The sequence below is a fragment of the Desulfurispora sp. genome, from assembly GCF_052744395.1.
Genome location: NZ_JBRAJI010000020.1, coordinates 22762 through 41651, shown reverse-complemented (window position 1 = coordinate 41651; position 18890 = coordinate 22762). Strand labels below are relative to the sequence as shown.

The window sequence follows — 18890 nt, the reverse complement described above, 5'->3', positions numbered from 1 at the left end:
TTCCCAGGAGATAAATGGTATTAAGTGACATATATGGTAAATAGATCACGGATGTTATCAGGCATGCCTGTTCATTAACCACTACTTTGGGCAATTAATTAATAAATATGCAGATAACTGTAAATTGTGGCCGGAGAGCCGATTCTTGACATTAATTAGACAATTTTTGTATAATTATAACATATGTCCTGCACATAATAACCGGTTTTGGAGTGATTAGCTTGAAACGCATGTCCGGCAAGGAGATCAGAGAAAGGTTTTTGCAGTTTTTCGCTTCCAGACAGCACGAGATTTATCCCAGCGCGTCGCTGATCCCGGTCAACGATCCCAGTATTTTGTGGACGGCGGCGGGCATGGTTCCCTTCAAACCCTACTTCACCGGTGCGGCCATTCCGCCGGTGCGGCGCATCACCACCTGCCAGAAGTGCCTGCGCACGCCGGACATCGAGTCGGTGGGCAAGACCGCCCGTCACCACACCTTCTTTGAAATGCTGGGCAATTTCTCCTTCGGCGATTATTTCAAGCAAGAAGCCATCGGCTGGGCCTGGGAATTTGTCACCCGGCACCTGGAACTGCCGGAGGACAAACTGTGGATCACCATCTACCTGGACGATGACGAGGCCTTCGACATCTGGCACCACCAGGTGGGGGTACCGGCAGAGCGCATTGTGCGCATGGGCAAGGATACCAATTTCTGGGAGATTGGCGTGGGGCCGTGCGGTCCCTGTTCGGAAATATACATCGACCTGGGTGAGGAAAGGGGCTGCGGCAGTCCGGAATGCGGTGTGGGCTGCGACTGCGACCGTTTCCTGGAGATCTGGAACCTGGTCTTCATCCAGTTTTTCCGCGATGAGCAGGGCAATTACACACCGCTGGAAAACAAGGGCATTGACACGGGTATGGGCCTGGAGCGGGTGGCTTCCGTGCTGCAGGGTGTGGCCTCCAATTTTGATACCGACCTGTTCCGGGAAATTATGGACTTTACGGCCGGTATCCTGGGCGTGCCCTATGGCACATCGTCCCGCGGTGACCTGGCGCTGAAAGTGATTGCCGACCACTGCCGGGCCGTGACCTTTGCCGTGGCTGACGGGGCGCTGCCTTCCAACGAGGGGCGCGGATATGTATTGCGCCGCCTGCTGCGCCGGGCCGTGCGCTTCGGCCGCCTGCTGGGCTATCAGGAACCCTTCCTGTACCGGGTGGCCGGTGCCATCATCGACCAGATGGGCGAGGTTTATCCCGAGCTGGTGGCCCACCGCGAGCACGTGACCCGGGTGGTGCGTACCGAGGAGGAGCGGTTTGGCGAGACCCTGGCCCAGGGTACCGAAATTCTGAACAAAATGATCGCCGGGGCCAGAGCGGAAGGGCGAACCGTGCTGAGCGGCCCGGACGCTTTCCGGTTGTACGACACTTACGGTTTCCCGCTGGAGCTGACCAGAGAGATGGCCGCCGAGCAGGGGCTGGACGTGGACGAGTCCGGTTTTGCCGCGGCCATGGAAGAGCAGCGGCAGCGGGCGCGCAGTGCCCGGCAGGAGACCGAGTATATTTCCGAACTGGACACTCTGTTCCGCGAGGCGCGCGATACCTATGGCGAAACCAATTTTGTCGGTTACCAGACCCTGCGGGCCGAGGGTAAAGTGCTCTTTCTGGTGAAGGAAGGCCAGCGGGCCGACCGGGCGGCGGCTGGCGAGGATGTCTACCTGGTGCTGGATCAAACCCCCTGTTATGCCGAGTCGGGCGGGCAGGTGGCCGACCATGCTGTCCTGGAGGCCGGCGAGGTGCGGGTGGAAGTGACCGAAGTCACCCGGCCGGTGGAAGGGCTGATTGTGCATAAAGGCAAGGTGAAAAGCGGCCTGATCAAAGAGGGCGATGCTGTGCAGGTGACAGTGGATGCTGCCCGCCGGGCGGCGGTGGCCCGCAACCACTCGGCCACCCACCTGCTGCACCGGGCGCTGAAAGAGGTGCTGGGCGAGCACGTCAACCAGGCCGGTTCGCTGGTGGAACCCGAGCGCCTGCGCTTTGACTTCACCCACTATGCCGCACTCACCCCGCAGGAAATGCGGCGCATTGAGGAACTGGTCAACCGGGCCATCCTGGCCGATCTGCCGGTGGAAGTGCTGGAGACCGGCCTGGAGGAGGCGCGGGCCATGGGCGCGGTGGCGCTCTTCGGGGAAAAGTACGGGCAGACCGTGCGGGTGGTCAAAATGGGTGACTACAGCATTGAGCTGTGCGGCGGTACCCACCTGCAGCGCACCTCCCAGGCCGGGCTGTTCAAGCTGCTGGGCGAAAGCTCCATCGGGGCGGGCCTGCGGCGGGTGGAAGCGGTCACCGGCGCCGGCGCCCTGCACTACCTGTATGAGAAGGAAGCGCAGCTGGAGAGCATCGGTCGTCTGGTCAAAGCGGCGGCCCACGATGTGGTGCAGCGGGTGGAGAACCTGGTCCGAGCGCACCAGGAACTGGAGAAGGAAACCGAAACCCTGCGCGCCCGTCTGGCCAGGCTGGAAGTGCAGGAACTGCTGTCCCAGGTGCAGGAAGTGGGCGGCGTGAAGCTGCTGGCGGCCCGGGCTACGGCGGCCGATATGGACAGCCTGCGGGCCATGGTGGACCTGCTGCGCGACCGTTTGGGTTCGGCGGTGATTGTGCTGGCTGCGCCGGCCGGCGAGCGGGTGAACCTGGTGGCGGCCGTGACCAAAGACCTTACCGGCCGTGGCCTGCACGCGGGTAAACTGGTCAAAGAGGTAGCTGCCGTGCTGGGCGGCGGTGGCGGGGGCAAGCCCGAAATGGCCCAGGCCGGGGGCAAGGACCTGTCCCGGATCAATGAGGCGCTGGACAAAGCCCGCCGTCTGGTGGGAGAACAGCTAAAAACCGCCTGAGTCGCAAATTTTAAAAGGAAAATCCCGGCGCGGGACGAATATATTACAATACCAGGATGTAGCGCATTGCGGAGCTGCCGGGCCGCCCGGGAGCACGTAAACCGGGGTGCACCGGTAATATCGGGGGGGATGGTCATGTCCGGGGAGCAAATGGAACAGACCATGATGTTCAGGGTACGGGGGGATGATGTCTCTTCGGTCCGGGAAATCATGCAGACAGTCTATCTGGCTTTGAAACAAAAGGGATACCACCCCATTAACCAGCTTGTGGGTTATCTCCTGTCCGGTGATCCCGCCTATATTACCAGTCACAACAATGCCCGCAGCCTGATCCGCAGGCTGGAACGCGATGAGATTATGGAAGAGCTTTTAAAAAATTACCTGGAAAAGTGACGCCTTGGTCCGCCCTGCTCTGCCAGGGCGTTTGCTTTGCGGCGTGCGGGGTGAGGCGGGCCACTATGCCGGGCCGCACTTTGCACCGCGCGCGCCGGATCATTCCGGCGGAGTGCGGCGGGCGGGATGTTCGGGTATAGTAACCGAAAAGCGGGTGATAATTTGCAGTACCGGTCTCTGGGCCAGACCGGCCTGACCGTATCCCGGTTGTGTTTCGGTGCGCTGACCATCGGTCCGCTGCAGGCCGCCCTGCCCCTGGCGGAGGGGGTGCGCGTACTGGAGGCCGCTCTGGACGGCGGGGTGAATTTTATCGACACGGCCGAGCTCTACCAGACCTATGCCTATATTCGGCAGGCGGTGCGGCGCCGGCGTCAGAGTGTGATCATTGCCAGCAAGTCTTACGCCTACACCTATGAGGGTATGCGCCGGAGTGTGGAAAAAGCCCTCACAGAACTGGGTACGGATTATGTAGACATTTTTCTGCTGCACGAGCAGGAGGAGCAAACCATTCGCGGTCACTGGCCGGCGGTGGAATTTTTGCTGGATGCCGTGGCTGCCGGCTATGTGCGCTGCATCGGCATATCCACCCACAGTGTGGCGGCAGTGCGGGCGGCCGCCGTCATACCCGAAATTCAGGTTATCCACCCCATTTTCAACCGCGCTGGAGTGGGCATTAAAGACGGTACGCCCGCGGAGATGCTGGCGGCCATCCAGCTGGCGGTGGACCGGGGCAAGGGTATATACGCCATGAAGGCGCTGGGCGGCGGCCACCTGCTGGGCGATGTGCCGGCGGCTCTGGAGTTTGTGCTGGGCCGGCCGGAAATCGCCGCTGTGGCGGTGGGCATGCAGAGTACCGCCGAGGTGGAGTGCAACCTGGCTCTCTTTAGCGGCCGGCCGGTACCTGAAAGACTGCTCCGGCAACTGCGCCACACCCGCCGGCGCCTGCTGGTGGAGGACTGGTGCCAGGGCTGCGGCCGCTGTGTGGCGGCCTGCAGTGCCGGGGCCCTCCAGCTGGTGGACGGGCGGGCTGTGGTGGATCGGGAGCGCTGCCGCCTGTGCGGCTACTGCGGGGCGGCCTGTCCCGAAATGTGCCTTAAAATTATCTGAGGAGAGCGATGCCTTTGCGTATTATGGGCCTGGATCTGGGGGACAAGACCATCGGTGTGGCGGTGAGCGATCCGCTGGGCTGGACGGCCCAGGGTGTAACTACACTGCGCCGTGGGGATCTGGATGGTGACCTGCAGCAGCTGGCCGCTTTGGTGCAGCAATACGAGGTGGAGGAGTTTGTGCTGGGCCTGCCCAAAAATATGGATGGCAGCCTGGGCCCCCGGGCCGAGATGGTGCAGCAGTTCGCCGCGCTGCTCCGGGAGCGGCTGGGCCGGCCCGTGCATCTGTGGGATGAGCGCCTTTCCACCGTGGCGGCGCAAAAACACCTGCTGGGGGCCGATGTCAGCCGGCGGGGGCGCAAAAAAGTGGTGGACAAGCTGGCGGCGGTCTACATCCTGCAGGGCTTTCTGGACCGGCAGGCCCGCAGCTGAAATTTGGGCTGCGGGCCGGTTATCCGGGCGGGTACAGGGACAAAATATAAGTGATGGCAGCAGCTTCTCTTTGCTTGACAGCCGGGGCGTTATGGTATAAAATACCGTCAACTTGTGTTAAAGAGGTGATCTTTGTTGTCCGAGCATGAACACGAGTGCGGCTGCGGTTGCGGCTGTGCGGAAGAAGAGGAAATCATCACCCTGATCAATGAAAACGGGGAAGAAGAAGATTTTATTCTTCTGGAAGAAATAGAGGTGGATGGTTCCCGGTATGCCATTTTGGTGCCGGTGCTGGAGGGTGATGAGGAAGCCGAGGAGGCCATCATTCTCAAGTTTGACAAGGACGAGTTCGGCAATGACATCCTGAAGGATATTGAAGACGACGAGGAATGGGAAAAGGTGGCCGATGCCTGGCAGGAGCTGCTGGAGGATGAGGAAGAGCTGCACTAAAAGACATAGCTGACGGAAAACAAGCCGGTACGGGGTTCCCGGTTCAGGGAACGCCAGAAGCCGGCTTTTTTCTTCCGGCGGGTGGCCGGGCTGCCCGGCGGGAACAAAAGTCCCCCGGACGGCGTCTTTGCTTTGGATGGCTTTTAAAGGGGGCATGGGGCGTTGGCCAGGCAAAGGTTCTGGTTGATGGGAGGGCTGGCTTTTCTACTGGGGGCGGTTTTGCTGGCCGGGGCGGGTTATCTGTACCTCAAACAGGTGCTGGTACCTGCGGATAGAATCGTGCCCGGGGTGCGGGTGATGGGTGAGGATTTTGCCGGACTGACCCGCCCGCAGGCTCTGGCCCGTTTGCTGGCCCGGGAGCGGGAGCTGCTGGCCCGGCCGCTGGTGTTCAGGCATGGCCAGCACAACTGGCCGGTGGAACCCCGGGAGCTGGGCGTCCGGCTGCAGGCCGGGGCCATGGTGGAACAGGCGCTGCGTGTGGGGCATGAAGGAAATCTATGGGATAGATACCTGGTGCAGCGCCGGGTGGCCCGGGAGGGTGTGGAGATAGCTCCGCGCCTTTCTTTTGATGAAAGCAGGCTGCAGCAAAAGCTGGATGAAATAGGCCGGGAAATCGCCGAGCCGCCGCAGGATGCTTCCTTTCGGGTGCGCAGCGATGATACTATTGAGATTATTCCCGGCCGCTCGGGTAAAAGAATTGACCGGGAACGGGTGCTGGCCGACCTGCAAAAGGAACTGCAGGAGGGATATACCAACCGGCCCATTGAGCTGGTGCTGGTGGAGGCGCCGCCCCGGGTGACCACCGCCCAGGTGGAGAGCTATGGTTTAAACGGTCTTTTGGCCTCTTTCACCACCCGTTTTGATGCTGCCCAGGCCGACCGGTCTTACAATATCCGCATTGCTGCCGCGGCCCTGGATAATCTGCTGCTGCCGCCGGGGGGGACGTCTTCCTTCAACCAGGTGGTGGGGCCGCGCAGTTCGGAAGCGGGTTACAAGAACGCCAAAGTGATTGTGGGCAATGAGTTTGTGGAAGGTCTGGGCGGCGGGGTCTGCCAGGTCAGTTCCACGCTGTACAACGCCGCCCTGCTGGCCGGATTGGAGATCGTGCGGCGCAGCAACCACTCCCTGCCGGTTTCCTATGTGCCGCCGGGGCGGGATGCTACGGTGACTTACGGATACATTGATTTTGTCTTTCGCAACAGCACACCCCATCATGTACTGGTGAAAACCTTTACCGGGAGCGGTTCTTTAACTGTAAAAATATACGGCAACCGCCAGTACCGCAAGCAGATCAGCGTGCGCACCAGAGTGCTGGAGGTTTTCCCGCCCCAGGTGGTCTATGAGCAGGATCCCACACTGCCCCGCGGTGTGCAAAAGGTGAAACAGGAAGGCCAGCCCGGCTATCGGGTGGCGGCGGAGCGGGTGATTTATGAAAATGGGCAAACCCGCGTGGAACCGCTGCCGGGCAGTCTGTACCGGCCCATGAACAAGATCGTGCTGGTGGGCACGGGGCCGGCCCGGGCTGCCGGGGCGGAGAACCCTGAGCCGGGTGAAGGCGCGGGGGCGGTACCGGCACCCGCTGAAACGGGAAGTCCGGACAGCGGGGTGCCGGACGGGACCGGTACCGGCGGACAGGGCGGGCTGGTGCCGCCGGCGGGGCCGTAGCGTTTGGTGGGAACCTCCCTGGGCAATAACCGGGAAGTCCGGCTGAAAGCCCCTGCAACTCCCGGGAAGTAGCGGTAATATTGGCACAGCTCCCGGCATAAATATGCTGTAGAGCGCTGAGCGCCTGTTGAGGAAAGTTTGGGGGGCTGCTGCCAGATGAAAAAAATTGTCATTTGCGGCCGCAACGACAGTGGTAAGTCCACAATTCTGGGGGAGCTTTATCGGGGTTTGAAGAGCCGGGAGTACCAGCCTCTGGCAGTGGGATCGGGGATACAGGACGAAAAGCCCTATATTTTGAAAGGCATAGATGTGACCTATCTGACCATTGCCATCCCCGAACCCGGTCGCGACGTGGTCAGCGATCTGGAAAGGGTGATCTCGGACCACATCAACAAAATCAAGGAAAAAAACCGTCTAATCCAGCACGCCCGCCGGGCGCTGGACGAACTGAACAAGGTGCGTTCCGTGCTGGAGCTGGGCAACCTTTCCCAGCGGGATATCCCGGCGATAGCCGCCCTGCCCGATGTGGTGCTCATTGAAGCCGTGGGCATCAACGATGGCTACAAGGCGCCCGAATGCCGGCAGCTGGCCGATATTTTGCTGGCGGTCATTCCGGCCGGGGTGAAGAGCGAGATTATCATGGAGCAGGGCAATATTCTGCTGGACGAGGCCGACATCATCGTGGTGACCAAAATTGACGAAACACCGCGCGACGTGGCTTCCACCACCATCAAGCTATTAAGGCGCATTTACCGGCACAAACCGATCATCTCGGTGGTGGCCACCCAGGGTATTCACCTGGATCTGGTGCTGGACGAGGTGGTGCGCCGCCTGCACGAGCCCGGCTATTTGCTGGAACAGGGCCAGCAAAAAAGCCAGATGCTCAAGGTGACTTCCCAGAGCAATGTTTCTCCCCCCGCCTAGGCGAGGCATTTTACCTCCTGAAGCCGTGCAGGAGGTTTTTTTATGTTATAATGGATTTATGAGCGGGCAAAATAGCAGACTGGTGAGTCGAGGCAAAATAAAAATTTTCCTGGCCCTGTTGCTGGTAGTGCTGCTGGCCGGAACCGGCTGGCGGCTGCTGCTGGGGCCGGTGGATAACCCGGGCCGGCCGGTGCGGGTACGCGTACCGGAGCACTCTACCGGGCGGCAGGTGGCGGTGCTTTTGCGGGAGGCCGGGCTGATCCGGTCGGTGGACGCCTTTGTGCTCTATGCCAGAGTGTACAATCTGGAACAGCGGCTCCAAGCGGGCTATTATGTTTTGTCCACCGGTCAGTCCCTGCCCGAGATTGCCGGGCAACTGGTACGCGGTTCCAACACGCAGGTGGCGATCACCATTCCCGAGGGCTATACTCTGGCCCAGATTGCCGCCCTGCTGCAGCGGCAGCTGGGTGTGGCGCCGGCCGCTTTCTGGCAGCAGGTGAGCCGGGGGGAGGTGTCCCGGCCTTATCTGCGTGATTTGCCGGCCGGGATGCGCCGGCTGGAAGGGTATTTATTTCCCGACACCTACCTGTTCAGCGCAGACATGCCTCCCCGGGAAATGATCGCCGCCATGCTGCAGCGTTTTGATCAGGTGAACCGGGAACTGGGCCTGGAGCAAAAGGCGGCCCGGCGGGGCCTTACCCTGCATCAGCTGGTAACGGTGGCCTCGCTGGTGGAGAAAGAGGCGCGGCTGGACAGCGAGCGTCCGCTGATCGCGGGAGTGATCTATAACCGCCTGCACCGGGGCATGCCGCTGCAGGTGGATGCCACGGTGCTCTACGCCCTGGGCCGGCATAAAGAAAAGGTCTACTATAAGGATCTGCAGGTGGATTCGCCTTATAATACATACCGGTACAAAGGGTTGCCGCCCGGTCCCATTGCCATGCCCGGCCGGGCCTCGCTGCTGGCCGCGGCGCAGCCGGCCAGCACCAACTACCTGTATTACGTGGCCCGGCCCGACGGCAGCCACGCTTTTGCCGCCGACCTGGCCACCCATGAACGCAACAGGCGGCTGTACCAGCCGTAGCGGACCGCAGGGTGGGCCGGTACCGCAAGATCTGCCGCAGACGGCAGGTGAAAAACATACTTTCTGATGATGGTGTGATGAGCGTGTCCAAATTGCGCAAACCTGAACTGCTGGCACCGGCCGGCGACCTGGAAAAGCTGCAGGCCGCCGTGCTCTACGGTGCCGATGCCGTTTATCTGGGCGGCTCGTCTTTCAGCCTGCGGGCACGGGCCGGCAACTTCGGCCCGGAGGAAATGCGCCGGGGCATTGAGTTTGCCCACCGCCACGGTGTGGCGGTGTATGTGGCCGTGAACATTTTTGCCCATCAGAGCGATTTAAGGCAGCTGCCGGCCTATCTGCGGGCGGTGCGGGAGGCCGGGGCCGACGCTCTGATTGTGGCCGACCCGGGGGTGCTGGCTCTGGCGCGGGAGGTGGTGCCGGACCTGCCGGTGCATTTGAGCACGCAGGCCAACACCACCAACAGCCGGGCGGTACGCTTCTGGGCCGGGCAGGGAGTGCGGCGGGTGGTGCTGGCCCGGGAGCTTTCCCTGGACGAGATCCGGGAAATCCGCCGGGAAAACCACGTGGAGCTGGAGGTCTTTGTGCACGGGGCCATGTGCATGGCCTATTCCGGCCGCTGCCTGCTCAGCAACTACCTGACCGGGCGGGACGCCAACCGGGGCGACTGCGCCCAGGCCTGCCGCTGGCGCTATGCGCTCTGCGAGGAGAAGCGGCCGGGGGAATACCTGCCGGTTTTTGAGGATGAGCGGGGCAGCTACATTCTAAGCTCGCGCGATCTGTGCCTTTTGCCTTACCTGCCGCAGCTGATGGCCGCCGGCGTGGATAGCCTGAAAATCGAGGGACGGGTGAAGAGCGTGCACTATGTGGCCACCGTGGTGGCGGTTTACCGGCAGGCCATCGACAGCTGCTGGCGGGACCCGGCGGCTTTTCGGGTGCTGCCCCGCTGGCTGGAAGAACTGGGCAAGGTGAGCAACCGCGACTATACCAGCGGGTTTCTGCCGGGCGGAGATCCTGGAGCACAGCACCATGCCCTGGAAAACATCTACCGCCGGCCGTACACCTTTGTGGGGCTGGTCAGGGAGTTCGAGGCGCGGTACGGCCGGGCGCTGGTACAGCAGCGCAATCCCTTTGCCTGTGGCCAGGAGCTAGAGGTGCTCCTGCCGGATGGTACGGTGCGTGATTTTCAGCTGGCGGTTATGTATGATGCCGCAACCGGCGAGCGGATCGAGGCAGCTCCCCACCCCTGCCAGAAGGTCTGGATGGAAGTGCCTTTTGAGCTGCCGCCCTTTTCCTTGCTGCGGCGGGCGGTGCAGCAGGTCTAAAACAGCCCTCTTGGGGCAAGACTGGTGGATAGATATGCCAGCCGGGCCGGAGGGGAACAGATTTGAGGCAGGTCAGGGAGAAACCGCAGACCAGAATGGCACTGGCGGGAGCAATCCTGGCCATTTTTTTTGCATTTCTGGTTGGGCGGCTTTATTATCTGCAGATAGTGCAGGGACTGGAGCTGGCCCGCCGGGCGCTGGCTCTCCAGACCACGGGTTATGTGCTGGAACAGTATCCCCGGGGAGAGATTCTGGACCGGTACGGCCGGTCGCTGAGCGGGGGGTTCTGGACCAGCCGGCTGGTGGTTTTTCCGGCACTGCTGGAGGATAAAGAGGGAGCGGTGGCCCGGCTGGCACCAATCCTGAACGCGCCGCCGGCGGCGGTGCGGGCCTGTCTGGAACGGGGCGGGGTGGGACAGTGGGATTTGCGGCCGGATCAGGCTGCCCGGATCGCGGACCTTGCTTTGCCCGGTGTGCTGGTGGCACCCTACCGGGTGCGTTATGGTCCCCGTCCGCTGGCGGTGCACCTGACCGGTTATCTGGGCCGGGTGACCGGCCTGGATGAGCTGGAGAAGTTTGAGCGCGGCAGCCGCGTTGCTTATACACTGGAGGATTATGTGGGCCGGCAGGGGTTGGAGGCGGTTTATGAGGGCTGGCTGCACGGGCGCCGGGAACCGGCAGCGGCCCGCTTCTGGCACGATGCCCGGCAGCGCCAGCTGTCGGCTCTCCCGGTGCAGGTGCAGGCGGGGGCGGACACCCCGCCCGGGCCGGCCGTGTTGACCACTCTGGACGCCGGGGTACAGGCCGTGGTGGAGCAGGTCATGGATAAACATGTGACCGCGGGGGCGGTGGTGGTGCTGGACCCCCGCAGCGGCGATGTGCTGGCCATGGCTTCCCGCCCGGCCTTCGATCCCCGGCCGGGTGCCGTGCGGTTGCCGGAAACCGGCAGCACGGCGGAAGGCGCCTATATCAACCGGGCGCTGGCCCTGTTCCCTCCCGGCTCGCTGTTCAAGATCGTGGTGCTGGCGGCTGCGCTGCAGGAAGGGGTGGCCCGCCCCGACAGCGAGTTCTTCTGTGACGGCGCCCGGGCCCGGCCGGTGCGCTGCTGGTATGGGGCCGGTCACGGGTGGGAGACGCTGCAGCAGGCTTTTGCCAATTCCTGCAACCCGGTTTTTGTAGAATTGGGCCGGCGGCTGGGAGCGGACGGAATTATTCGCTATGCCCGCGCGCTGGGTCTGGACCGGCAGGTGCTGACCGGTTATAACTACCCTGTCGATTCCCGCCAGGATCTGGCGGCCATCGCCCGGCCGTACAACCTGGCCAACAGCAGTGTGGGACAGGGGCCGGTGCTGGTGACGCCCCTGCAGGTGGCAGCAGCCGTAGCGGCCCTGGTCAATGATGGAGTCTGGCGTCCTCCCCGGCTGGTTGCCGCATTGCTGGACGAAGCGGGACGGGAGCACCGGCTGCCTGCGGGACGTCCGGAGCAGGCCATCAGTCCGGCCACGGCGGCGGCGGTGCGGGAGATGATGCAGGCGGTGACAGAGCGGGGTACGGGGCGGGAAGCCTGGCTGCCGGGGTTGGGCAGCGCGGGCAAGACCGGGTCGGCCCAGGTGGCGGGACGGCAGGATGTTTATGCCTGGTTTGCCGGCTATGCTCCGCTGCAGCAGCCGCGCTATGTAATTGTGGTGCTGGTGGCCGGGGGAAAAAGTGGCGGTGAAACGGCTGCCCCGCTGTTCCGGGAAATTGCCGCCCGGCTGGTGGCGCGCTGACGGCGGCAGTTTTCCGGCGGCCTTGTGAAAATGGTGCTTATTGACTGCTTAGTGAAAGTATAGTAGGATAATAGTATAATTTAAATGTGGGAGTGTACATTATGCTGGTGAAAGGTGAGCAGATTCGCGCCCTGCGCGAAGAAAGAGGCTACACCTTGCAGGATTTGGCCCGGCGGGCCAATCTTTCCCTGTCTTACTTGAGCGAAATCGAGCGGGGCTCCAAGCGGCCCTCTTTGAAGACCATTGACAAGCTGGCGGCGGCGCTCAATGTTTCCAAGACCCAGCTTATTGAAGGTGACCTGGCCGACAGCGGGCTTTCCCTGGGGGATAAAATCCGCCTGATGCGCACCGAGAAAAATATGTCCCTGCAGGATCTGGCCAGCCAGGCCGGTATATCGCTGTCCTATCTGAGCGAGATTGAGCGGGGTACGGTTTACCCGGCACTCAATACTTTAAAGCGCATTGCGGAAGCGCTGGGGGTGCCGCCGGCCGCGGTCATGGGCCATGAAGGCTCGCTGGGCCACAAATTGAAGGCGCTCCGGGAGGAGTACGGTCTGACCCAGGCCCAGCTGGCCAATCTGGCCGGCGTGACCGCCGGGCTGATCGGCCAGATTGAACAGGGCAAGGTGCAGCCATCTTTGAAGACGCTGGAAAAGCTGGCCGAAGTGATGGGCGTGTCCCCCTGCTACTTCATCATGGAGCCCGGAGCCGTGGATCAGATGCTCAGCCTGATGAACCCGGAGCTGCGCGAACTGCTCATGCATCCCAATGTGCAGGCGGTGCTCAACCTGATCTGCAACCTGAATGAGAAAGAGCTGCAGTTTGTGCTCAATTTCATCCAGCTCTTCAAACGCTCCGAGCTCAGTTAGGAAAAATTAAGAATAATTTAATTGTTGGCGAAACCGGCTTGTATTATTATAGGAAAAAAGGGCTGGAGGGGTGGACAAAGATGGCGTTCTACATTGTGCCCGATCTGTGTAAAGGTTGCGGGGCCTGCGCCGGTGTCTGTCCCCGGGAGGCCATTGTCCTGCTGCCCAAAAGGGCGGCCATTGAACCGGTCCGCTGCGATGAGTGCGAAGAGTGTTTGTTTGTTTGTCCCAATGGTGCCATTACGGGCGGGTTAAGCGATGCCGGCACCGGGGAGAATAATACTGTAGCGGCGGGCTGATTGCGGGGAGGTGTTGTGGCCTGTGCCGATTTATGAGTACGTTTGCCGTAAGTGCGGGCATGATTTCACCCTGCTCATGCCCATGGAAATGCGGGACCGGGCGGTCTGCCCCCGCTGCGGCTCCCGGGAAGAAGTGCAGCGGGTTATTTCCGCCTGTGCGGTTTTGAGCAAAGAGGGCGGCTCGGCCTGTCAGCCACCGGCCGGCGGCTGGCGCGGTGGGTGAGGGGTTTAAGCTGCCGGGCCGGCGGCCCTGGCTTGCCGATCGTGAACGTCCCACCCAAAATTATAACTAAAAGGAGAGATGAGAGTGGCTCTGGAACTCAATGAAAGCAATTTTGCGGCGGAAGTGCTGCAGTCCGCCCAGCCTGTGCTGGTGGATTTCTGGGCGCCCTGGTGCGGACCCTGCCGGACCATGGCTCCGGTGATTGATGAGCTGGCCTCGGAATATGCCGGCAAAGCCAAAGTGGCCAAGGTGAATGTGGACAACAACCAGGGGCTGGCCAGACAGTACGGAATCATGAGCATACCCAGTCTGCTTTTCTTCAAGGAAGGCAAGGTAGCCGGACAGATTGTGGGCGTTACCGCCAAATCTGTGCTGGCCAAAAAACTGGATGAACTCTTATAAAATTATGCAGGCCCCTTCCTGCTGGAAGGGGTGCAAATTTTTCAAGGGGGTTTTGAGCTATGCACCGCATACTGGTATCCTGGGGCCCCTTGACGGTATATTCCTACGGCTTGTTGATGGTGCTGGGCATTCTGGCCGGCACGGCCCTGGCTTACTGGCGGGCCTGGCGCCGCAACTACCACCCGGAGGCTATTTGGGATCTGGTGCTCTATGTGACGGTGGCGGGGCTGCTGGGGGCCCGCCTCTGGGAAGTGGTGTTCAGCTGGTCTTACTACGGCCAGCACCCGGGCGAGATACTGGCTATCTGGCGGGGCGGCCTGTCCGTGCAGGGCAGTATTCTGGGTGCCGTCCCCGTGGTGTACTGGTACACCCGCAAACACGGCATGGATTTCTGGCGCCTGGCCGATATCATGGCTCCCGGCGTGCTGCTGGGGCAGGCCATCGGCCGGCTGGGCTGTTTTTTAAACGGCTGCTGCTTTGGCCTGCCCACCCGCGGACCGCTGGGGGTGGTTTTCCCGCCCGGCACCGATGCGTATGCCGCCCTGGGCGCCCAGCCCCTGGTGCCCACCCAGCTCCTGGAAGCGGGATACGACCTGCTGGCCATGGGGCTGCTTTTGCTGGTGGACCGGCGGCCCAGCTTTCCCGGCTTTTTGACCACCCTGTATTTTATTCTGTACGCGCTGGGGCGCTTCGGGCTGGAGTTCTGGCGGGCCGACAGCCTGCTGCTGGCCGGTGGGCTGAAAACCGCCCAGGTGACCTCGCTGCTCACCGCGGCGGTGGCGCTGGGCTTGATGCTCTATTTGCGCCGCCGGAACAGCAAGCTATAGCTCGTAGCGGCTGGCCCGCAAAACGTCAGCCAGCAGGGCGAAGTCGGTGATGTGCTGCAGGACAACGTGACCGGGGAAGGATGCGGGCAGGACAAAGGTCAGGCGGCCCGAGATGATCTTTTTGTCGTGCTGCATGGCTGTAATCAGGTCCTCCACAGCGATGCCTTCCGGCAGTGTCACCGGCAGGCCGGCCATTTGCAGCAGGCGCTGCAGCCGCCGGGCCTGCGGCAGGTCCATCATACTCAGCGCCACGGCCAGCCGGGCGGCCACCATCATGCCGATGGCCACGGCTTCGCCGTGCCGGTAAACCGCGTAGCCGGTCACCGCTTCCAGGGCGTGTCCGGCGGTGTGGCCGAAGTTCAGGATGGCCCGCTGTCCCTGTTCGCGTTCATCCTGGCCCACCACCCGGGCCTTGATCCGGCAGGATTTTTCCACGGCTACGGCCAGGGCGGCCGGGTCCAGCTGAACCAGGCGGAGCATATTCTGTTCCAGCCAGGCAAAAAATTCCCCGTCGGCAATAACTCCGTACTTGATCACCTCGGCCAGCCCGGTGCCGATTTCGCGCCGGGGCAGTGAGGACAGGGTGGCCAGATCGGCCACCACCAGGCGGGGTTGGTAGAAAGCGCCGATGATGTTCTTGGCGCCCGGGTGGTTGATGGCTACCTTGCCGCCCACACTGCTGTCCACCTGGGCCAGCAGGGTGGTGGGCAGCTGAATGAAGGGCAGGCCGCGCAGGTAGGTGGCGGCGAAAAAACCGGCCAGGTCGCCCACCACGCCGCCGCCCAGGGCCAGGACGGCGCTCTGGCGGTCCAGCCGGGCGGCAAAGGCGGCATCGTACAGGGCGGCGGCCTGCTGCAGCGATTTAGCCTGTTCGCCGTCCGGAACAAGGGCGGTGGCTACCCGGTATCCAGCCCGGGTGAGCGCATCGGCCAGAGAGCGCCCGTACAGATCGTGCACAGCCGGATTGGTCACCAGCATGAGCTGGCTTCCCGTGCCGGTCTGGGCCAGCAGCCGGGGGATTTCGCCCAGCAGGTGACGGCCGATGTGGATGGGATAGCGGCGCGGGCCCAGTTCAACGGTGATGGTTGTCCGCATAAATGATACCTCTCATTTGTAGCTGGTGGATGATTTTTGCTACCGTGTCGTCGGCGTTTTCCCCGGCTTCCACCGGAATGACGATCTCGGCTGCGGCCCGGTAGAGGGGCTGGCGCTGGACCAGCAGGCGGGCGGCTGTGGTCGCCGGGTCGGGCCCGGTGCTGAGCAATGGCCGGTTCTTCTTTCCAGTCAGTCGTTTCAGGAGCAGCTCCAGAGGCGGGTCCAGCAGGATCAGCCAGCTGCTCCTTTTTAAATTTTCTATATTCTGCGGGTTCAATACCACACCGCCGCCGGTGGCAATGACGGCATGGCGGGTGGCGGCCGCCATCTTGCTGATGAGCAGCGCTTCCTCGCCCCGGAAGCGGGCCTCGCCATATTTGCGGAAGATCTCCCGCACGGTCAGGCCCAGCAGCTCTTCAATCATCCGGTCGGTATCCAGAAACTGCCTGTGCAGCCGCCGGGCCAACCGTTTGCCGGCAGTGGTCTTGCCGCTGCCCATGAAGCCGAGCAGGGCGATGTTGGTTTTGTCCTCGGGTGTGTTCATAGCTGGTTCCTCTCTCCGGTACGCCGGCGGTAGCCGGCAAAACGGGCGGTTATTTCTTCCCAGGTGTCGCCGCCCGTTTGCTCCAGTACCACCCGGGCGATTTCCCAGGCCACGGCGGCCTCGCCTACCACGCAGGCGGCCGGCACGGCGCAGACATCGGAGCGTTCCCGGCTGGCGGCCACGGGTTCCCCGGTGCTAAATTCCACACTGCGCAGCGGCCGCATCAGGGTGGGGATGGGTTTCATGGCCGCCTGGAGCAGCAGCGGTTCGCCGTTGGTCATGCCTCCCTCCAGACCGCCGGCGTGGTTGGTGCGCCGGTAAAAACCCCGCTCCGGTGTATAAAAGATTTCGTCATGCACCTGCGATCCGGGCAGCCGGGCGGCGTTAAAGCCGGCACCGATTTCCACCCCTTTGATGGCCGGAATGCTCATCAGGGCGGCGGCCAGGATGCCGTCCAGGCGCCGGTCGTAGTGGACATAGCTGCCCAGCCCGGGCGGCAGGCCGCTGACCGTGATGGCGAAGGTGCCGCCCAGGGTGTCGCCCTGTTCCCGAGCCTGTTCAATGGCCTGAATCATAGCTTTTTCCGCCCCGGGGTCGGCGCAGAAAAGAGCGGAGGTCTGCACTTTCCGGCGCAGTTCGGGTGGCGGCAGGAGGAGCGGGGAGATGGAAACCGGGCCGATTCCGGTCACCTGTCCGGCAATCTGAATGCCCAGTTCTTCCAGCAGAGCGGCGGCCAGCGCGCCGGCGGCTACCCGGGCTGCCGTCTCCCGGGCACTGGCCCTTTCCAGAACATTGCGCAGGTCGCTATGGCCGTATTTGAGCGCTCCGGCCAGATCGGCATGGCCGGGACGGGGCGCGGTCACCCGGCGGGAATCCAGATCGGCGTCCGGGGCCGGAGACATAATTGCGGCCCAGTTGCTGTGGTCCCGGTTGGCGATCTGCAGGGCCAGCGGGCTGCCCAGGGTGCGTCCACCGCGCACTCCGGCCAGAATGGTGATAGTGTCCTGCTCTATATTCATGCGGCCGCCCCGCCCGAAGCCGTGCTGGCGGCGGGTTAAAAACCGGTTGATGTAATCGGTTGCCAGAGGCAGGCCGGCCGGCAGTCCTTCCACGATAACCAGCAGGGCCGGCCCGTGCGATTCTCCGGCGGTTAAAAAGCGCAGCATGGTTGGCCATCTCCTTTTATTTCTGAAGTCCGAAGTCTGACGACTGATGACTGCTCTGCAGGGCCCGGCGCATGGCCGGGACGGGGGCCGTCCGTCCGGTCCACAGTTCCCAGGCCAGGGCGCCCTGGTAGAGCAGCATGCCCAGCCCGTTTTCCACTCGGGCCCCGCGGGCGGCGGCCTTTTGCAAAAACAGCGTGCGGGGCGGGTTGTAAACAATGTCCACCACAAGATGGCCAGGCGTCAGCAGCTCAAAGGGGAAAGGCGGCAGGGCATCAATGCAGGGGGACATGCCCAGGGGCGTGGTTTGAACCACCAGCCCGGCCGAGCGCAGGGCGGTGGCCCAGGCTGCGCCGGCCGCCCGGTCACCGGCGTCGTACCAGGGCAGCGTGGCCGTGCGGCCCGGAAAATGGTAGGCCAGCTCATTTTCCAGCTGATGGCTCTTTTCCCGGCTGCGCCCGCTGAGCCAGAGAAAGTCCAGCCCCTCCTGCAGCAAGCCTGCCGCCACGGCCCGGGCGGCACCGCCGGTACCCAGCAGGATGGCCCGTCTGCCGGCGGGAGGAAAGTTCAGATCGCGCTGCAAGAAAAGGGTGAAGCCCGGTGCGTCGGTGTTGTAGCCCACCAGCCGGCCCTCCCGGTTGACCACGGTGTTTACGGCACCGGTCAGGCGGGCCAGGCCGTCCAGTTCATCCAGGTAGGCGGCGGCGGCCTCCTTGTGGGGGATGGTCAGGTTGACACCGGGCATGTCCAGGGCCCTTACGGCGGACAGAGCACCGGCCAGGGCCTCCGGTTTGACCGGCCAGGCTACATAGACCCAGTTTAGACCGGCCTGGTCGAAGGCGGCGTTGTGCATGGCCGGGGAGAGGGTATGCTTTACCGGATAGCCGAACAGCCCGGTTACTCTGGTTTGGCCATCAATGGTGCCGGGCATGGATGATCACCTCCTGCCAGTCAGGCGGTGGCGGTACAGGGCCAGCACAATTTTTTCCAGACGGCGGCTGATCAGCTGGGTGGCCCAGTACTCTTTGCCGGGCAGGGGAGTGACCAGAATGGTGTACAGGCCCAGCCGGTTGCCGCCCAGGATGTCGGTGAAAATTTGATCGCCCACCACGGCAGTTTGCTGCGGGGTCACGCCCAGCAGGCGCATGGCCTTGCGGAAGGGTTTCTTGCGCGGTTTGATGGCTCTGTGGATGGTGGGGATACCCAGCTGGCCGGCCAGAGGGCCCACTCGTTCCGGGTAATTATTGGAAACCAGGCAGGCTTTGAAACCGCGCCGGGACAGCCGGTGAAAAAAAGCGATGATGTCCGCCGGCAGGTGGTTTTGATCGCGGGGCACGATCGTGTTGTCCAGGTCGAACAGCAGGGCTTTGATGCCGCGCCTTTCCAGATCGTCCAGATTGATCTGCAGTACCGAGGTCACATACTGCCGGGGAAAAAGCAGATTAAGCATTGC

20 protein-coding genes are annotated in these 18890 nt (G+C 62.6%); 15 read left to right on the top strand and 5 right to left on the bottom strand.

The annotated features are described in order from the left end of the window. Nucleotides 1-230: 230 nt before the first annotated feature. From alaS to lgt, 15 genes are all read left to right on the top strand, one after another. Nucleotides 231-2870, top strand: coding sequence for an alanine--tRNA ligase (gene alaS, locus ACUVTU_RS07175; RefSeq protein ID WP_445889279.1), 2640 nt, complete (start codon nucleotides 231-233; stop codon nucleotides 2868-2870). Nucleotides 2871-3005: 135 nt separating this feature from the next. Continuing rightward, nucleotides 3006-3263: an IreB family regulatory phosphoprotein gene (locus ACUVTU_RS07170; RefSeq protein WP_445889275.1), complete on the top strand. Its 258-nt coding sequence runs from the start codon at nucleotides 3006-3008 to the stop codon at nucleotides 3261-3263. 162 nt (nucleotides 3264-3425) lie between these two features. Then, entirely contained in the window at nucleotides 3426-4370 is a 945-nt protein-coding gene (locus ACUVTU_RS07165) for an aldo/keto reductase (protein ID WP_445889274.1), read from the top strand. A 14-nt stretch (nucleotides 4371-4384) separates the two neighbouring features. Further along, complete coding sequence (gene ruvX, locus ACUVTU_RS07160; RefSeq protein WP_445889278.1) at nucleotides 4385-4801, top strand: Holliday junction resolvase RuvX; 417 nt, start codon at nucleotides 4385-4387, stop codon at nucleotides 4799-4801. A 135-nt stretch (nucleotides 4802-4936) separates the two neighbouring features. Further along, nucleotides 4937-5251: a DUF1292 domain-containing protein gene (locus ACUVTU_RS07155; protein ID WP_445889273.1), complete on the top strand. Its 315-nt coding sequence runs from the start codon at nucleotides 4937-4939 to the stop codon at nucleotides 5249-5251. 162 nt (nucleotides 5252-5413) lie between these two features. After that, nucleotides 5414-6916 (top strand): VanW family protein, encoded by a 1503-nt coding sequence (locus ACUVTU_RS07150; protein WP_445889272.1) that lies wholly within the window; start codon nucleotides 5414-5416, stop codon nucleotides 6914-6916. 156 nt (nucleotides 6917-7072) lie between these two features. After that, entirely contained in the window at nucleotides 7073-7840 is a 768-nt protein-coding gene (locus tag ACUVTU_RS07145) for a hypothetical protein (protein WP_445889271.1), read from the top strand. 82 nt (nucleotides 7841-7922) lie between these two features. Further along, entirely contained in the window at nucleotides 7923-8924 is a 1002-nt protein-coding gene (mltG, locus tag ACUVTU_RS07140) for an endolytic transglycosylase MltG (protein WP_445889270.1), read from the top strand. A gap of 92 nt (nucleotides 8925-9016) precedes the next feature. After that, complete coding sequence (locus ACUVTU_RS07135) at nucleotides 9017-10246, top strand: peptidase U32 family protein (RefSeq protein ID WP_445889277.1); 1230 nt, start codon at nucleotides 9017-9019, stop codon at nucleotides 10244-10246. Nucleotides 10247-10308: 62 nt separating this feature from the next. Next, on the top strand, nucleotides 10309-12015 hold the full coding sequence (locus tag ACUVTU_RS07130; RefSeq protein WP_445889269.1) for a peptidoglycan D,D-transpeptidase FtsI family protein: 1707 nt from the start codon (nucleotides 10309-10311) through the stop codon (nucleotides 12013-12015). Nucleotides 12016-12116: 101 nt separating this feature from the next. Then, nucleotides 12117-12884, top strand: a complete 768-nt coding sequence (locus ACUVTU_RS07125; protein WP_445889268.1) for a helix-turn-helix domain-containing protein — start codon at nucleotides 12117-12119, stop codon at nucleotides 12882-12884. A gap of 80 nt (nucleotides 12885-12964) precedes the next feature. Next, nucleotides 12965-13183: an indolepyruvate ferredoxin oxidoreductase subunit alpha gene (locus ACUVTU_RS07120; protein WP_445889267.1), complete on the top strand. Its 219-nt coding sequence runs from the start codon at nucleotides 12965-12967 to the stop codon at nucleotides 13181-13183. A 22-nt stretch (nucleotides 13184-13205) separates the two neighbouring features. Further along, nucleotides 13206-13406 (top strand): FmdB family zinc ribbon protein, encoded by a 201-nt coding sequence (locus tag ACUVTU_RS07115; RefSeq protein ID WP_445889266.1) that lies wholly within the window; start codon nucleotides 13206-13208, stop codon nucleotides 13404-13406. A gap of 84 nt (nucleotides 13407-13490) precedes the next feature. Continuing rightward, nucleotides 13491-13808 (top strand): thioredoxin, encoded by a 318-nt coding sequence (trxA, locus tag ACUVTU_RS07110; RefSeq protein WP_445889265.1) that lies wholly within the window; start codon nucleotides 13491-13493, stop codon nucleotides 13806-13808. Nucleotides 13809-13867: 59 nt separating this feature from the next. Next, nucleotides 13868-14635, top strand: coding sequence for a prolipoprotein diacylglyceryl transferase (gene lgt, locus ACUVTU_RS07105; RefSeq protein ID WP_445889264.1), 768 nt, complete (start codon nucleotides 13868-13870; stop codon nucleotides 14633-14635). On the opposite strand, the gene aroB is transcribed toward lgt, so the two are convergent. From aroB to ACUVTU_RS07080, 5 genes are read right to left on the bottom strand one after another with little or no spacing between them, the layout of a single operon-like run. After that, entirely contained in the window at nucleotides 14630-15730 is a 1101-nt protein-coding gene (gene aroB, locus ACUVTU_RS07100) for a 3-dehydroquinate synthase (RefSeq protein ID WP_445889263.1), read from the bottom strand. The genes lgt and aroB overlap by 6 nt on opposite strands. Then, nucleotides 15708-16274 (bottom strand): shikimate kinase, encoded by a 567-nt coding sequence (locus tag ACUVTU_RS07095; RefSeq protein ID WP_445889262.1) that lies wholly within the window; start codon nucleotides 16272-16274, stop codon nucleotides 15708-15710. The genes aroB and ACUVTU_RS07095 overlap by 23 nt, the downstream gene beginning before the upstream one ends. Beyond that, nucleotides 16271-17440 (bottom strand): chorismate synthase, encoded by a 1170-nt coding sequence (gene aroC / locus ACUVTU_RS07090; RefSeq protein ID WP_445889261.1) that lies wholly within the window; start codon nucleotides 17438-17440, stop codon nucleotides 16271-16273. Before aroC ends, ACUVTU_RS07095 begins: the two co-directional genes overlap by 4 nt. 16 nt (nucleotides 17441-17456) lie before the next feature. Next, entirely contained in the window at nucleotides 17457-18368 is a 912-nt protein-coding gene (aroE, locus tag ACUVTU_RS07085; RefSeq protein ID WP_445889260.1) for a shikimate dehydrogenase, read from the bottom strand. A 6-nt stretch (nucleotides 18369-18374) separates the two neighbouring features. After that, nucleotides 18375-18887 carry a YqeG family HAD IIIA-type phosphatase gene (locus ACUVTU_RS07080; protein ID WP_445889259.1) on the bottom strand — a complete coding sequence of 171 codons (513 nt, stop codon included), beginning with the start codon at nucleotides 18885-18887 and terminating at the stop codon, nucleotides 18375-18377. Between the last annotated feature and the right edge of the window lie 3 nt (nucleotides 18888-18890).

Excerpts from the sequence above, each read along its gene's own strand:
- ACUVTU_RS07095 (WP_445889262.1), bottom strand. The coding sequence starts at position 16,274 with ATGAACACACCCGAGGACAAAACCAACATCGCCCTGCTCGGCTTCATG.
- ACUVTU_RS07125 (WP_445889268.1), top strand. The coding sequence starts at position 12,117 with ATGCTGGTGAAAGGTGAGCAGATTCGCGCCCTGCGCGAAGAAAGAGGC.
- ACUVTU_RS07170 (WP_445889275.1), top strand. The coding sequence starts at position 3,006 with ATGTCCGGGGAGCAAATGGAACAGACCATGATGTTCAGGGTACGGGGG.
- aroC (WP_445889261.1), bottom strand. The coding sequence starts at position 17,440 with ATGCTGCGCTTTTTAACCGCCGGAGAATCGCACGGGCCGGCCCTGCTG.
- ACUVTU_RS07145 (WP_445889271.1), top strand. The coding sequence starts at position 7,073 with ATGAAAAAAATTGTCATTTGCGGCCGCAACGACAGTGGTAAGTCCACA.
- alaS (WP_445889279.1), top strand. The coding sequence starts at position 231 with ATGTCCGGCAAGGAGATCAGAGAAAGGTTTTTGCAGTTTTTCGCTTCC.
- aroB (WP_445889263.1), bottom strand. The coding sequence starts at position 15,730 with ATGCGGACAACCATCACCGTTGAACTGGGCCCGCGCCGCTATCCCATC.
- ACUVTU_RS07120 (WP_445889267.1), top strand. The coding sequence starts at position 12,965 with ATGGCGTTCTACATTGTGCCCGATCTGTGTAAAGGTTGCGGGGCCTGC.
- lgt (WP_445889264.1), top strand. The coding sequence starts at position 13,868 with ATGCACCGCATACTGGTATCCTGGGGCCCCTTGACGGTATATTCCTAC.
- ACUVTU_RS07080 (WP_445889259.1), bottom strand. The coding sequence starts at position 18,887 with ATGCTTAATCTGCTTTTTCCCCGGCAGTATGTGACCTCGGTACTGCAG.
- aroE (WP_445889260.1), bottom strand. The coding sequence starts at position 18,368 with ATGCCCGGCACCATTGATGGCCAAACCAGAGTAACCGGGCTGTTCGGC.